Source organism: Legionella antarctica (assembly GCF_011764505.1).
In the GTDB taxonomy this organism is placed as follows: domain Bacteria; phylum Pseudomonadota; class Gammaproteobacteria; order Legionellales; family Legionellaceae; genus Legionella; species Legionella antarctica.
Genome location: NZ_AP022839.1, coordinates 1,154,810 through 1,169,911, shown reverse-complemented (window position 1 = coordinate 1,169,911; position 15,102 = coordinate 1,154,810). Strand labels below are relative to the sequence as shown.

Here is a 15,102-nt window from a genome sequence, read left to right as displayed (position 1 = left end):
TATCAGCATTAGTAACGCAGTGGTAGATGATGAAACGCCAAGAAATCAAACAAGTTTTAGATGAGTTAACAAAAGATATCGATAGTCTTGCCGACAAAAAGGCCGTGACTATCATTAAGGTATTGGTTAATTTGGTCGAAATGCTTGCCGAAGAAAATGCTTTGCTCAGAGAGGAAAACCAAGTATTACGTGATGAGATAAACCGCCTTAAGGGTGAACAGGGCAAACCTAATATTCGCGGTCAATCCAAAGGTAGCAATGGCGATAATACAGGCAATTCCAATCATTCATCTGAAGGAGATCGCAATAAACGTGGTAAAGGGAACAATAAAAACACAGGCAAAGACAAAAAAAACGTACGTATTGATAGACGTGTTACGATTGCTCTGGACAAAGCAACGCTGCCAGATGACGCCAAGTTCAAGGGTTTTGAGATTCGAATCATCCAGGATCTAAAAATCATCACGGATAATGTTGAATTCAAGCTGGAAACGTATTACTCACCATCTTTGAAAAAAACCTTTATTGCGCCGATTCCTGGCGAATATAAGGGCAGTGAATTTGGTCCTGGGGTTAAAGCGCTGGTCATCACATTATACCGTGATGCAGGGATGACGGAGAGCGCCATTGAGCGCTTTTTAAAAACATGTGGTATTCAAATATCACATGGTAAAATTGCTTCCATGCTGACAGAAGGCAATGATATTTTTCATCAGGAAAAAGAAGATATTGTCGATGCCGGTAGCAACGCAGGCTTGTACCAGCAGATGGATGACACAGGCAGTCGTGTTAACGGCAAAAATCACTACACCCATGTTTTATGTAATGACTTTTTTACAGCATACTTCACTCGTCGTAAAAAAGATCGCTTGACCTTATTGGAGTTGCTGTGTCGAGACCAATTAAAGTTTATGTTTAATCAGGAGGCTTATGAGTTAATGGATGAGTTTGGTCTCGCAAAAAAATGGTTGGATCAAATTAAACCAATGCTGCATGCACAACCCCTCACACGTGAATCAATCGATAGTTTGATGGGAACACTTTTTCCAAATCCAAAAAAACACAGCACGAATCGACGCATAATTCTTGAGTCAGCAGCTCTTGCCTATTATCAGCACTCGAAATACTTCATCCATTATTTAATGACAGATGATGCGCCTCAGTTTAATAAATTGGCCCTACATCATGCGCTGTGCTGGATCCATGAAGGTCGTCATTATAAAAAACTCACTCCATTCTCAGATATGAATCAGAATATATTGGCTGTATTTCTTGAGCAATTATGGGATTTCTACCATGCATTATTGACTTACAAGACGGCTCCATCTCAATCAATGGCCCAACAACTATCAATGCAATTTGATACTTTGTTCGCAACCACGACAGGCTATGATGTTTTAGATCAACGCATTGCAAAGACACGTGCTAAAAAACAAGCGTTATTATTGGTGTTAGACCATCCATTTCTGCCATTGCACAACAATGCCTCTGAATTAGGGACACGGTTTCAAGCAAGGATACGCGACATCAATCTCCAAACGGTCTCCCAAAATGGCACCAAATCAAAGGATACGTTTGCCACGATTGTACAGACGGCCAGAAAACTGAAAGTTAACGTTTATCAGTATATTTACGATAGGGTGACTAAAAAATTTGAAATGCCATCATTGGCTGAATTAATCTTACTTAAAGTGCGGCAGGTTCCATGCACCACATAAGCATCTCGAGATAATTCCGCTTGCTGACGCGCGCGGCTCGGATTAGTCCGGGCTCAGTGGCAGACACTTACCCGGCGATTCTGACAGGATACAGTTAATTGTATAGTAATTAATCTATAAGTCCACTCTCATAGAGATTAAAGAGAAATCAAACCAGCAGTTTTTTTGGGCATTTTCCTAATTTTCATAAAATGCTTTGTTAAGAACCAGGTGAGAATAATATTTTTCTTGGGCCTGATTAAGAAAGTTTAATCAGGCCCAAAGTAGCATGGTGTCGTTCCCTTGAGCACCAGAGTCACTACAAACTGCATCTATTAATTTTTATTCAAACGTTGAAGGGTGTCGTCAAGCATACGCTTTAATTTATCGATAGCACCGGTGACTGCTTGCTGTAGGCTTGGCGCATGCTCGCTAACAGCGATAGGTTGATAGTTTTTGAGGCGGGCCTCAAGTAAACAGCGTTTTTCCTTCCGCCCTGATTTATTGCTGTTTTCATCACCGAGGTGAATTTCCAATCGGGTTATATGCTCTTCAAATCGTCCCAACGCCTTGACTACTTGGCTTTCGACCCCGTTCTCCAGTTGCTGATGTCCGTTGATATGATTATCTGTGTTGAATTGAATTTGCATGGTTGCTCCTGTGTGTCAAATATGACTTCTTGTTCCTTTGTTAAAATCTGAAAATACCAGCAGCCCCAGTTTGGGTAGGCATGCTTGCACTGGGAACGATTACCACATCGCCTCCAGTTTTTAATGTTAATACAGCTAAATCATCAAGCAAATCATTAACTTTGGGATTTTGTAATTCATCAAGTTCAATAGTTCCGGTTCCACGATCCAGGCGTCCACCCACTTGGTTCTCTGCTGCAATAAGAAGTGCAGATATATGACCATCCAGAGCTGCCTTTCCCAGTTCACTTAAACTATCTGAACCTCGTTTTTTCTCTTTTGCTTGATGATATTTCCTGATCAATGTATCGAGTTTGGTTAAATAACCTGGCCTCATCAGTTCCCAGGCTTTTTCACGAAGGCTGTTTAATGATAATGCATCAGGATGGATATCCAGACTCTGTTTTATTAAGAATGGGTTATTACTAATGGAGTGGAAAAGATGATGGTGCTCGGGTAGAGCTGCCAGTAATAATGGCAAGCCCGATGGTCGTGAATAAGCATTCAAAATTTTGATGTCTATAATTTTAAAAAATCGTGATGCATCAAGATCTACTTCCGCTTTTTTGCCACCATGTCCGTGGTGCATAGCAGGTCCGCTTGGACCATTTCCGTATGATCCTGCCGTCAGGTAGGAGTCAGTCAGTTCATCACCCAATGCATCTTCTATAGTACGAGGAATAGCTGCATCCAGTTCAATTTCACTTAAGCTATCGCGATTTCCTTCAAACAGTTTTAGCTCATGGCGGTTAAGTCCAAGAATATGATATCTGTCAGCTGATTGTGTGATTCTTATCAGCGGTTTGATGTGAAAACTATCTGCGACAATCGCCATTTCAGGTACAGGCCTTGGTAATTTATATATTTGAAAAAAATCGCCTGACCCCAGCACAGCTAATCCTTGATCATTATGCTCCCAGAACGTGAAATCGTTAGCCAATTCATGAAATGGTTGCAAAATATCATGGGCTTGTGATTTTTTATATAGCTGCTTTAGTGAGTCTTCCAATATTTTTATCAGATTTTTGAACCGGATATTATCCTGCTGATTATCTGGATGGCTACGATGGGTTTTCTGATAAAGTGACAGGCAGGGAGGGGTATTGTAATTTATCAGCTTCATCAGGTTATCATGTGTTAAAAAGTCCATTAATTTATCTCCTTATAAATTCAATCCAGAAACTGAATATTTTTTAATAATTAAGTAATCATTGCTTATCTTAAGAGTTTAGACCAAATTGGAACGAAGGTGATTCTATGGTTCATCAAAGCCATAAGTGATATACCCCATATTACCTAAGATACTGAAACTGGTTGTATCAGGTCATCGGATTTTCCAGCAGCAGTTTCGAAAGGGTATACGGAATATAATTTATGGTTTTTTGTTCTATATTCCAGTTCAATTGCGATTTCGTTTATCAACTCTTCAGATATCTCTTGTTCTGAATAAAGATTATGGTTCAGGATGTAGGTCAGTATACTGGTTTTGGAAAAAAGGGACGTGCTGTCTTTATGATTAAAATACCAAAACAACACGGTACTGCATAAAGCTTGCAGCAGACAAAATTTCTTCGCTTTTTCAAACCAACTGTAAGGCTCCTGGTAGGGTAGGGATGCAGTTCGGCTCTGAATCCATGTAACTAATTGATTAATTTGTTTTCCAAGTTCAGCGAGCAGGGAAGATATACTGTCATCGTTAAAATAAATGCTGATCGCTGTCATGTACTTCAAAAAAGCGCTGAAGGCAATATCTCCCTTGTGGCAGCTTAGTGTGATGTTATTTAGTGCTATATCTGGAGGTGGTTGAGTTAGATCAAAAAAATCGGGAGTTACGGGGTGACATGTATTATTTACCTGACCGAAAACACTATTCATTTGCAATAAAATGGAGTGTAAATTAACTAATGAATTACCGTCACCAAAACTAATGAGAGGTACATCGCGAAGAATTTTTTGAAACATACCTGAATAATACTCATCACGCAGGTAGTATCGTGCTCCAATTATTTTAGCTAAGTCTGCTAAGATGAGTTCACATTGGGTTGGAACTAGATATTTACATATTGAAGAGTAAAAAGCGCTTTTTTCAGGGTAAAAATTAAGGGTTCTCAGGCTGAGAATAGAACAACACTCTGCAACAAGGTAATTACAAAATGTATTGACTAAGGTAGTTCGTGCATGGGGAATATCAAAAACGGATTGTCTATAAAGTTTGCGTTCCAAGGCAAATGTCATTCCAATACGCAAAGCAGTATCCGTTGCTCCAAGAGCTAAACAAGGTGCCACTGAACGAGTTATGTTAAATACCTTAAGTAATATTTCCAGTCCTTGGCCTGACTTTCCAATTCTGGTTTTTATAGGAACTTGTATTTGGTTAAATTCAACTGCCCCCATATCAGCACCTCTGACCCCATGGGTGCGAATTTTTGGATATGTTCGATAATTTGATTGATTCAGATACCCCTTGTCAATCATATAAAACGAATAGCTCCTTGGCTTATGACGGTTATCATCGCTGGCAAACACCATATAAGCCTGGGCTTTGGTAGCATGGTTGATAAGCCATTTTTTTCCAGTAATCAGTACGTCATTTTCCTGCTGGGTAGCATAACATTCATCTGCGAGTAAATCAGATCCATGCCCATGTTCCGTTAAACACATTGCAATACGTTTCCCATCCAGTATCAGATTTTTAGTTAAGGTTACCGTGTAGTCCTGTTCTGCAATCCATGCCGGACAGGCACCAAGAAAAGGCATACAGAAGGATAAACCAAGGGATAAATCACGTTGGCTTATGATCCGCAGGATAAAACCCATTTCTTCAAAATTATTAAGCAGTCCACCTTGGGATTTGGGAACCAAATAGTCTTGCAGTCTCATACTGTAGAGATGTTGCAGCATTTCTTCGGGATATTCCTCTGCTTCATCGGCATCCCTGATTTTTTTAAAGGAAATGGCATTACGTTCATCATGAGCTGAACCTAATAATGAATCTAACTTTTTTCCTGGTTCTAATTGAGGATACAGACGTAATCGATGCATATATTTTCCTTCAAACGTACTAGTGATTATGATTATAGTTGAAAAACAAATCAAAAGGTCTATAATTTACTCAGTTCGGGTATCGAGGGCAGACATATTATGGAAGAAGCGAAATTAAAAGAGCTTGATCATTTCTGTTGTAATTTCATTCAAAAAGAGCTGGGTATAAAGAACCTGGCGATAGTGTCGCTAAGCTCGTGATTGATTTTAGCCATCCATGGCTGAAATCGACTCGCAAACGCGACAAGTATGCCTCCGGCGGCCCTGGCCGTCCTGTGTCCGCTTGTTTTTTCACCCCATTCGGGGTTCAAAAACAACGCTACCCCAATGACTGACGCCTTTTCGGATGCCTTATATTTTGCCTGCGGCAAAACATCCGGCTCTAAGGCTACCAGGGACTACCAGCCTCGCTCGTTCCTCGCTTCCTTGGCTGGCAGCGATAGATATCAGAGTTTCGATTCTTTAGGGGTAAGCTCTATTCAAGCTGTATCCATTCTATCGAATTTGGAATCGGAATTAAAAATTGCCTTGCCGGAAACTTTATTTTGGGATTGCTCTAACGTGCATGAGTTAACTTTGTATATCCATGAAAACTATGAGGATGTGGCGATCTTCTGAGAATGTGGATGTATAAAACAAGGTACCAGGTCTGGTGTTCATCAGTTAGTCACGTGCGAGGTAGATCATGGAATCTGTTGGATACGAGTTTGTTAAAAGGAACAAAGAGAACCATCAAAAAATTGCCGTAGAGTTTTTTCAGAACAATTCTCTCAATGTTCAATATAACTATGAGACTCTGATACAAAGAGCTCAAAGCATCGCTCATCATCTGGTAGAGTCAGGCTATTCTAACAAGCGTGTACTGGTTCTAATAGAGCCTGGTATTGATTATATTGTTGCATTTTGGGCCTGTGTTTTTGCACATGCTGTAGCTGTCCCTGTTATGGTTCCGCTTAATATGAGCACAGCTGACAATTTGAACTTCATCGCAGCAGATGCGCAAATCAGCGCATTATTGACCAGCACTGTTGTTTCCAGGAAATTAACTAAGTTATATCAGATTAAAAAATCAACGAATTATCATGTAACCAGTGTATTTCGTAAACTGCTGAATTGTTTTCGTAGAAATAAAGAAAGTAACATCACTATCCGGAGTGTACCCTGGATTATAGTAACTGATCATTATGATAACCAGGTTCCCTTTACTATGATTCCTTCCGTTGAAGAAGAGCATGTGACTTTTTTACAATATACTTCAGGGTCTACCAGCAATCCCAAAGGGGTTATCGTAACGAATAAAGCCATATTAAAAAACACAGAACAAATTTATGGAACTTTTGTAAATAAAATAGATAGGGCGATTAGCTGGTTACCACCGTATCATGATATGGGCTTAATTGGTGCCATTATTTGTCCACTGCTGTATGGGAAAACACTGTACCTCATGTCACCGTTTGATTTTATTAAAAACCCACAAAATTTCCTTCGTTTGGTGAATGAGGCAAAAACAGAAATTGTAGCTATGCCCAATTTTGCTTATAACTTGTTAATAAGCAAAGCGAAGGATGACACGTTCAATTGTTATGATTTAAGTTCAATGAAATTTTGGCTCAGTGGAGCTGAACCTATTAACCATGACACGTTAATGAAATTTGTTCGTGCTTTTTCTTCTGTCGGGGTAAGGCATGAGACTATTTTTCCTGTTTATGGTTTGGCCGAAGCTACCTTGTTAGTGAGTGGGGTAAAAGAAAACGAACCTTTTCTAACACTGTATATTAATAAAGAAGCATATGAAAATAACTTAATCGATATTGTTGATGAGTATCACCCTAATGCATTACCTCTGGTCAGCTGTGGACGTGTTGTTGAGGGGCTGGATTTGCGTATTGTTGAACCTAAAACCAATACGCTATGTAAAGAACTTGAGGTAGGAGAAATTTGTTTATCTGGCAGCAATATAGCTGGTGGATATTGGAAAAAAATTGAGGAAACCTCTAAATCATTCAACCATCGAATTCCTAATAGTCAGTTAAATTATTTTCGAACAGGAGATTTGGCGTTTATTTATCAGAATCAGCTATTTATAACTGGTCGACTCAAAGACTTAATCATTTTAAACGGAAAAAACTACTATCCACAAGATATTGAAATGATAGTTGGAGAATCTGATCCTGGTCTTCGAGGAGGCTGTGCTGCGTTTACCATTACATCTGACGAGAGAGAAAAACTGATTATCGTCTGTGAAGTAAAACACAAGATTCACGATTACCTAACTATTAAGCAAAATATTAGAGAGAAAATTGTACACCATTTTCATATTAATGTAGATGAGATTGTATTGATTCGTCAAAGGTCGATTCCCAGGACATCGATAGTGTCGCTAAGCTCGTGATTGATTTTAGCCATCCATGGCTGAAATCGACTCGCAAACGCGACAAGTATGCCTCCGGCGGCCCTGGCCGTCCTGTGTCCGCTTGTTTTTTCACCCCATTCGGGGTTCAAAAACAACGCTACCCCAATGACTGACGCCTTTTCGGATGCCTTATATTTTGCCTGCGGCAAAACATCCGGCTCTAAGGCTACCAGGGACTACCAGCCTCGCTCGTTCCTCGCTTCCTTGGCTGGCAGCGCTAGTGGAAAGATTAAAAGAAAGCAGACTATGCAGCAGTTTATTAAGGGCGATCTTGAAATTATGGCATAACCTCCAGGGGACATCGACATGATGAAAACAAGCAATCTTAAACCCAATTCATATAAAGCCAGCGATGGTATTTCTATGAGTTATTTTAAAATTGAATCTGAAGTTAGTAATAAAATATTATTATTCATTCACTGTGGTGGAGGTCATGTTAATGAGTCATATCTTCGCATGGCGAGTGAAATTAATAAGCATAGAATTACTTGTTATTTGATGGATCTTAGAGGACATGGGCTATCAGAGGGAAAGCGGGGCGACTCCCCTAACGAATTGCAATTATTTGATGATATAAAAAAAATGCTTGAGGTTATGGTACAAGAAAATCCAAATGCACCTGTTTTAATAGGCGGACATTCAATCAGTGCAGGATTACTGCTGAATTTCTACAACCACTATGATCACTCGCTCAGGATCCATTCCTTTTATTTTGTTGCCCCTAATTTTGGACGATACTCTAATACCTACCGTATTTATAAGAAAGATTTATTTGTTAAATCAGTAAACTGGTTTAAATTGTTAGCTTATCGCTGGAGCGATGGTAAGTATTATAAGAATGATTACGTTGTAAAATTAAGAGTCAGTAAACAAATGCTGGAAGTAGATCCGCTCATTGTAAACCGATATACCAATGCAATGGTACATGCATTGACGCCTGAACGTCCTGTAGAATACATAACTAATCTGGATATTCCGTTTAACGTTATTATTGGGGGTAAGGATGTTTTATTCAGTATAAAATCTTTAAAACGGTTTTGCAGTAAGTCACAATTGCTAAATCAATTTGTTATTGTTCCTGAATTGAATCATTTTTCAATTATAAAAAGTGTTCCTGATTTGTTTCCTGATATGATGGAAGGAGAGTTTAACCAGAGATAAATTTTTCTGTAAGTACAAATATTTTATGTGCAAAATACCCTTCATCTTAGGCTTATCCTGAGTGGATTACGTTCTGTATAGTACGAGGAACCATAGGGACCGATGTTCTTACCTGTGCATTTATGGATGAAATAATCGAATAGGTGTAGTATTAAATTGATAGGGCTGTTTGTATTGTGTCTTTCAAACTGAATCCAAGTAGTTGATACATCGCTGTTATCCTCAGAAATTCCAAACAATATTTCTTTTACAACCGGTCCTGAGAAAGCGTATTGTTGAACGCATGAATAGTGAGATGACTGTCGTTTCAGTAGATTGGGGTGAAAGTGGTGAACCAGGGTATGGTAAAGTGAACCATTATCTTCGAGCTTTAGATAGCCACCCTTGAGCAATTCTTCGAATAGTTCCGTAGTAAAATTCTTGCTTTTTTTAAAATTGATTCGTAATTCGGCAACGAGTTTTAATACAAAATTAACTTCTAAATGAGAAGTATGTTCAGCTTCTCCATCTTCTATTAATTCCATGATGGAATACACTGAGTTGCCATAAATGTGTTCCATTTCTTCAAAAAAAATACGAATACTCGTATCCTGTCAGAATCGCCGGGTAAGTGTCTGCCACTGAGCCCGGACTAATCCGAGCCGCGCGCGTCAGCAAGCGGAATTATCTCGAGATGCTTATGTGGTGCATGGAACCTGCCGCACTTTAAGTAAGATTAATTCAGCCAATGATGGCATTTCAAATTTTTTAGTCACCCTATCGTAAATATACTGATAAACGTTAACTTTCAGTTTTCTGGCCGTCTGTACAATCGTGGCAAACGTATCCTTTGATTTGGTGCCATTTTGGGAGACCGTTTGGAGATTGATGTCGCGTATCCTTGCTTGAAACCGTGTCCCTAATTCAGAGGCATTGTTGTGCAATGGCAGAAATGGATGGTCTAACACCAATAATAACGCTTGTTTTTTAGCACGTGTCTTTGCAATGCGTTGATCTAAAACATCATAGCCTGTCGTGGTTGCGAACAAAGTATCAAATTGCATTGATAGTTGTTGGGCCATTGATTGAGATGGAGCCGTCTTGTAAGTCAATAATGCATGGTAGAAATCCCATAATTGCTCAAGAAATACAGCCAATATATTCTGATTCATATCTGAGAATGGAGTGAGTTTTTTATAATGACGACCTTCATGGATCCAGCACAGCGCATGATGTAGGGCCAATTTATTAAACTGAGGCGCATCATCTGTCATTAAATAATGGATGAAGTATTTCGAGTGCTGATAATAGGCAAGAGCTGCTGACTCAAGAATTATGCGTCGATTCGTGCTGTGTTTTTTTGGATTTGGAAAAAGTGTTCCCATCAAACTATCGATTGATTCACGTGTGAGGGGTTGTGCATGCAGCATTGGTTTAATTTGATCCAACCATTTTTTTGCGAGACCAAACTCATCCATTAACTCATAAGCCTCCTGATTAAACATAAACTTTAATTGGTCTCGACACAGCAACTCCAATAAGGTCAAGCGATCTTTTTTACGACGAGTGAAGTATGCTGTAAAAAAGTCATTACATAAAACATGGGTGTAGTGATTTTTGCCGTTAACACGACTGCCTGTGTCATCCATCTGCTGGTACAAGCCTGCGTTGCTACCGGCATCGACAATATCTTCTTTTTCCTGATGAAAAATATCATTGCCTTCTGTCAGCATGGAAGCAATTTTACCATGTGATATTTGAATACCACATGTTTTTAAAAAGCGCTCAATGGCGCTCTCCGTCATCCCTGCATCACGGTATAATGTGATGACCAGCGCTTTAACCCCAGGACCAAATTCACTGCCCTTATATTCGCCAGGAATCGGCGCAATAAAGGTTTTTTTCAAAGATGGTGAGTAATACGTTTCCAGCTTGAATTCAACATTATCCGTGATGATTTTTAGATCCTGGATGATTCGAATCTCAAAACCCTTGAACTTGGCGTCATCTGGCAGCGTTGCTTTGTCCAGAGCAATCGTAACACGTCTATCAATACGTACGTTTTTTTTGTCTTTGCCTGTGTTTTTATTGTTCCCTTTACCACGTTTATTGCGATCTCCTTCAGATGAATGATTGGAATTGCCTGTATTATCGCCATTGCTACCTTTGGATTGACCGCGAATATTAGGTTTGCCCTGTTCACCCTTAAGGCGGTTTATCTCATCACGTAATACTTGGTTTTCCTCTCTGAGCAAAGCATTTTCTTCGGCAAGCATTTCGACCAAATTAACCAATACCTTAATGATAGTCACGGCCTTTTTGTCGGCAAGACTATCGATATCTTTTGTTAACTCATCTAAAACTTGTTTGATTTCTTGGCGTTTCATCATCTACCACTGCGTTACTAATGCTGATACGGCAATCATAACATGACTTTTTTTGAACGCATTTTTCGAGTTTTAACGCCACTAAGGGCTAAGAAAAAATCTGACCTCAGGAGGGAGATGTTTTATTAGTGAAAGGGGCTACATTGTGATCTTGGGGATCTTAGGGCATGCATATTGCATGACTTACGTTTGATATGGAAAAACATCAGTTTTACAGAAAAACCGTGTCAATAGGTATTTTGAATATTTTTAAAGAATTCCGCTTGCTGACGCGCGCGGCTCGGATTAATCCGGACTCAGTGGCAGACACTTACCCGGCGATTCTGACAGGATACAATTAACTTTTCTATATGAACCAACAGTAATTTTTTGCCAGGAGTTTGCATGATGTCAAAATTACATGATATCTTTCATAACAAAACCCCAACGATAGATCGCAGTAAAGCAGTACAAGAGCTTATCCAACGTGAAAATCTAGACATTAACGAACAAGATGAAAACGGAAATACCATATTACACCTCATGGTGCAGTATCTGTTTGATAATTACTATACTCCCCATACCAAAGGCCCCTTTGTTATAATCGGGGCAAACTACAACGGGCCAGGTTTTCTTGATGATCTGGAGTTTTTTTTAAGTAGAGGGGCAAACCCTAGTCTAAAAAACAAGAATCAAATTAACCCTGTCGAAATGTTATTCGGAAATCCTGACAAATATAACCAGTTTAATACGTCGCTTCATTCGCTGCCAGCCAAGGAAGCGAGGAACGAGCGAGGCTGGTAGTCCCTGGTAGCCTTAGAGCCGGATGTTTTGCCGCAGGCAAAATATAAGGCATCCGAAAAGGCGTCAGTCATTGGGGTAGCGTTGTTTTTGAACCCCGAATGGGGTGAAAAAACAAGCGGACACAGGACGGCCAGGGCCGCCGGAGGCATACTTGTCGCGTTTGCGAGTCGATTTCAGCCATGGATGGCTAAAATCAATCACGAGCTTAGCGACACTATCGTATATCTGACAATAATGCAAAAATATTATCCTGAATCGTCTTTACTTATCAGGTTAATCGAACATGGAGCAACTATAAGCACGCAAGGCCCGGAAAATAAACAAATCCTGAGTGGTATAAGCTATTACTGCGGCTCTTGGATTAATGATTTTCTTCCCAGCACCCTTGAAGAGACCTATCTGCCATTAGATTGCTTAACGGCTTTAATCAAATGGATCAATAATGATGGGCTAAAAACCCTGGGTGCCGATGAAAAAATAGTAGTCGATATTTATAATCGTCTGATTCAGCAGGTACATGCTCAAACCCAAGGCCCATTTTTATTGGAGGGAGTCGAGAAGTTAGTGCAGGCACCACGAGATATTATTATTAGAGGGATGTTGCTAAATGACCCTGCATGTCCCCTATTTGGTTTTGTTCAATCAATTAACCAGCTTAATCTGGCCGATTTACTAACCAAAGAATTGAATAATGCTTTCGAGGCACTGTTAATCGAATACAATGATAAACTGGAACTATTAAGCCAAATAGACGCTCATGCCAACCCGTTAACTGAAGAAGAGTTAAAGGTGTTAAAACCTATCGCAGGAACATTGGATAACATATTTTCTGGTCGCGTGGAACAAGAAGCTTGTAGAGATTTTAATATGCGTTCAAACTCCTCTCAGCCTCAGGAGTATATGAAAACAAGATGGAATTTATTTAAGGAACATAATAAGTCCCATCAGATTTTGATTGAGGAATTGGAACAAAACCCCAGGTTTTCTTCAATACAGATATAGGTATTCTTATAAGACTTGTCTGGAAGATAAGCATCATAGGACTATCTATCCCCGTTGAATGACAACCATAATGTGAATTATCCAAACTATTCCTTAGAGGTTGTCATTGACTATAGAATATAAAGCGAGTTAAGAGTCTCAAATTCTTAAGGGTTGTCTTTTTTGGTCAAAAAATCACCTGTTGAATGCTATGAATACGATTAGTCAGGTTTAGTGAAATGAGCACATTCTTCTCTTATCTTTAAATTAAATCTAATTTTATTATTAATTACTGGCGACAAGCTGTGCCTACTCAAGTTTTTATTTGACTTAACTATGCTCTTGTAAAATAATCCAAAATCATCAATTTTTTCAACAACATCCCCTTGTAACATCAAAAATTAAGGAAAATTATGATTGTTATCTTCGTTCATGGCTGGAGCGTCACCCATACCAACACTTATGGAGAACTTCCTCAATGGCTTGAAAATCAGAGTAAAGACGGCAAGCTGAACATCCAGGTTGGTAATATCTATCTGGGACACTATATAAGCTTTGACGATACCGTAACAGTCGATGATATTGCACGAGCATTTGATAATGCAGTGCGTGATGAAATTGCTGATAAGCTGCGTCATGGGGAGCGTTTTGCTTGTATCACTCACTCAACCGGTGGCCCTGTGGTTCGTAAATGGATGGATTTATACTTTAAGAATAATCTTAAAAAATGTCCATTAAGTCACCTTATCATGCTGTCTCCTGCCAACCACGGTTCTGCGCTTGCTCAACTGGGTAAATCCCGACTTGGACGTATAAAGAGTTTTTTTGAAGGTATTGAACCAGGGCAGCATGTACTTGACTGGCTTGAGCTTGGAAGCGATATGAGCTGGCAACTAAATGAAAGTTGGCTTCATTACGATTGTACTGCCAATGGTATCTATTCGTTTGTGCTTACAGGCCAGAAAATTGATCGGCAACTTTATGATGTGCTTAACTCATACACTGGAGAAGCCGGTTCAGATGGAGTTGTGCGCGTCACTTCTGCAAATATGAATTACAGTTTATTAAAGTTACATCAGGAGGGTAATAACGGTGAAAATCTTGTAGTCGCCAACATGACACGGACACAACCAATGGCATTTGGGGTTTTGCCAGGGTGTTCGCATTCCGGTAAAAAAATGGGAATCATCCGTAGCGTTACTATGGCCAATGCCGCCACTCATCCAACCGCTATATGGGTCTTGCGATGCCTCCAGGTACAAAATCGTGACTCCTATACTACATTGGCAAAGGAACTGGATAAACTTACACAAGACACCCAGTTAAATGAGCACAAAGAATGTGTTAAGAAGCTTGTCTCCAGGCGTGAGTTTATCACCAATCGCCATTCTATGATTATATTCCGACTTATTGATGATCGGGGCAATCATCTGGATGATTATGATCTTTATTTAACTGCTGGCCCCGAATACAGTGAGGATGCGCTTCCGACAGGTTTCTTCTCGGACCGCCAGCGAAACCATCATATACGGGGAAAACTGACCTATTTTCTTGATTATGACATCATGGAAGACGGGATTAATACGCCAAAAATGCAAGGTAATCTGGGGTTTCGTATTAAGGCACAACCTGAGGCAAGTGACCTGGCTCTTGCCTACTACAGGGTACTTGATTTTCATTCCTCACTCGCTGACATTAACAAAATACTGCATCCCAATGAAACAGTAATGGTTGAAATCATGCTTCAGAGGCGAGTAGATAGAACTGTCTCCCGTATCACCAACATCCTTAAACCGGCAAAAATAGGTAGGAAACCGACAGGCCTAAAAGTGGATTAACCTATAAAGTTCCTGTGGCTGTTATTGCTCAAGCTTATATAACGTCAGTTATGGATAAGAAACTTATTGAACCCAGTCACTACCTCGATCCGTTCGCCCTGAGGAGTCGCTTTAGCTACGTCTCGAAGGGTT

The 15,102-nt window shown here is 39.8% G+C and carries 12 protein-coding genes; 7 read left to right on the top strand and 5 right to left on the bottom strand.

Going from position 1 to position 15,102, the window contains the following annotated elements:
• Positions 1-26: 26 nt before the first annotated feature.
• Positions 27-1,718: an IS66 family transposase gene (locus tag HRS36_RS05640; protein ID WP_173235423.1), complete on the top strand. Its 1,692-nt coding sequence runs from the start codon at positions 27-29 to the stop codon at positions 1,716-1,718.
• A gap of 314 nt (positions 1,719-2,032) precedes the next feature.
• Here the strand turns inward: HRS36_RS05640 and HRS36_RS05635 are convergent, their stop codons facing one another.
• The 3 genes from HRS36_RS05635 to HRS36_RS05625 form a co-directional block, all read right to left on the bottom strand.
• Positions 2,033-2,347, bottom strand: a complete 315-nt coding sequence (locus tag HRS36_RS05635; RefSeq protein WP_173236551.1) for an HPF/RaiA family ribosome-associated protein — start codon at positions 2,345-2,347, stop codon at positions 2,033-2,035.
• A 40-nt stretch (positions 2,348-2,387) separates the two neighbouring features.
• Positions 2,388-3,536 carry a baeRF3 domain-containing protein gene (locus HRS36_RS05630; protein ID WP_173236550.1) on the bottom strand — a complete coding sequence of 383 codons (1,149 nt, stop codon included), beginning with the start codon at positions 3,534-3,536 and terminating at the stop codon, positions 2,388-2,390.
• A 146-nt stretch (positions 3,537-3,682) separates the two neighbouring features.
• On the bottom strand, positions 3,683-5,428 hold the full coding sequence (locus tag HRS36_RS05625) for an acyl-CoA dehydrogenase family protein (protein ID WP_173236549.1): 1,746 nt from the start codon (positions 5,426-5,428) through the stop codon (positions 3,683-3,685).
• Positions 5,429-5,755: 327 nt separating this feature from the next.
• On the opposite strand from HRS36_RS05625, the gene HRS36_RS05620 reads away from it, so the two are divergent.
• The 3 genes from HRS36_RS05620 to HRS36_RS05610 all read left to right on the top strand — a co-directional run bounded on the left by HRS36_RS05620 (position 5,756) and on the right by HRS36_RS05610 (position 9,002).
• A complete protein-coding gene (locus HRS36_RS05620) occupies positions 5,756-6,046 on the top strand; it encodes an acyl carrier protein (RefSeq protein WP_173236548.1) in 291 nt (96 codons plus the stop codon).
• A 67-nt stretch (positions 6,047-6,113) separates the two neighbouring features.
• Positions 6,114-7,820 (top strand): fatty acyl-AMP ligase, encoded by a 1,707-nt coding sequence (locus tag HRS36_RS05615; protein WP_173236547.1) that lies wholly within the window; start codon positions 6,114-6,116, stop codon positions 7,818-7,820.
• A 327-nt stretch (positions 7,821-8,147) separates the two neighbouring features.
• Entirely contained in the window at positions 8,148-9,002 is an 855-nt protein-coding gene (locus tag HRS36_RS05610; protein WP_173236546.1) for an alpha/beta fold hydrolase, read from the top strand.
• A gap of 41 nt (positions 9,003-9,043) precedes the next feature.
• On the opposite strand, the gene HRS36_RS05605 is transcribed toward HRS36_RS05610, so the two are convergent.
• Together HRS36_RS05605 and HRS36_RS05600 are read right to left on the bottom strand one after the other, a co-directional pair.
• On the bottom strand, positions 9,044-9,526 hold the full coding sequence (locus HRS36_RS05605) for a hypothetical protein (RefSeq protein ID WP_173236545.1): 483 nt from the start codon (positions 9,524-9,526) through the stop codon (positions 9,044-9,046).
• Between the two features lie 153 nt (positions 9,527-9,679).
• Positions 9,680-11,371, bottom strand: a complete 1,692-nt coding sequence (locus HRS36_RS05600; protein ID WP_173235423.1) for an IS66 family transposase — start codon at positions 11,369-11,371, stop codon at positions 9,680-9,682.
• Positions 11,372-11,752: 381 nt separating this feature from the next.
• Here HRS36_RS05600 and HRS36_RS05595 point away from each other — a divergent pair, with 381 nt between their 5' ends.
• The 3 genes from HRS36_RS05595 (at position 11,753) to plaB (ending at position 14,970) form a co-directional block, all read left to right on the top strand.
• Entirely contained in the window at positions 11,753-12,151 is a 399-nt protein-coding gene (locus tag HRS36_RS05595) for a hypothetical protein (RefSeq protein ID WP_173236544.1), read from the top strand.
• A gap of 183 nt (positions 12,152-12,334) precedes the next feature.
• The gene (locus HRS36_RS05590) at positions 12,335-13,153 is read left to right on the top strand and encodes a hypothetical protein (protein WP_173236543.1); all 819 of its coding nucleotides are present in this window, start codon (positions 12,335-12,337) and stop codon (positions 13,151-13,153) included.
• A gap of 392 nt (positions 13,154-13,545) precedes the next feature.
• Positions 13,546-14,970, top strand: coding sequence for a phospholipase PlaB (gene plaB, locus HRS36_RS05585; protein ID WP_173236542.1), 1,425 nt, complete (start codon positions 13,546-13,548; stop codon positions 14,968-14,970).
• The last annotated feature ends 132 nt before the right edge of the window (positions 14,971-15,102 follow it).

Coding starts and splice junctions, on each gene's coding strand:
- HRS36_RS05600 (WP_173235423.1), bottom strand. CDS start 11,371: ATGATGAAACGCCAAGAAATCAAACAAGTTTTAGATGAGTTAACAAAA.
- plaB (WP_173236542.1), top strand. CDS start 13,546: ATGATTGTTATCTTCGTTCATGGCTGGAGCGTCACCCATACCAACACT.
- HRS36_RS05610 (WP_173236546.1), top strand. CDS start 8,148: ATGATGAAAACAAGCAATCTTAAACCCAATTCATATAAAGCCAGCGAT.
- HRS36_RS05625 (WP_173236549.1), bottom strand. CDS start 5,428: ATGCATCGATTACGTCTGTATCCTCAATTAGAACCAGGAAAAAAGTTA.
- HRS36_RS05620 (WP_173236548.1), top strand. CDS start 5,756: ATGACTGACGCCTTTTCGGATGCCTTATATTTTGCCTGCGGCAAAACA.
- HRS36_RS05590 (WP_173236543.1), top strand. CDS start 12,335: ATGGCTAAAATCAATCACGAGCTTAGCGACACTATCGTATATCTGACA.
- HRS36_RS05595 (WP_173236544.1), top strand. CDS start 11,753: ATGATGTCAAAATTACATGATATCTTTCATAACAAAACCCCAACGATA.
- HRS36_RS05635 (WP_173236551.1), bottom strand. CDS start 2,347: ATGCAAATTCAATTCAACACAGATAATCATATCAACGGACATCAGCAA.
- HRS36_RS05640 (WP_173235423.1), top strand. CDS start 27: ATGATGAAACGCCAAGAAATCAAACAAGTTTTAGATGAGTTAACAAAA.
- HRS36_RS05605 (WP_173236545.1), bottom strand. CDS start 9,526: ATGGAATTAATAGAAGATGGAGAAGCTGAACATACTTCTCATTTAGAA.
- HRS36_RS05615 (WP_173236547.1), top strand. CDS start 6,114: ATGGAATCTGTTGGATACGAGTTTGTTAAAAGGAACAAAGAGAACCAT.
- HRS36_RS05630 (WP_173236550.1), bottom strand. CDS start 3,536: ATGGACTTTTTAACACATGATAACCTGATGAAGCTGATAAATTACAAT.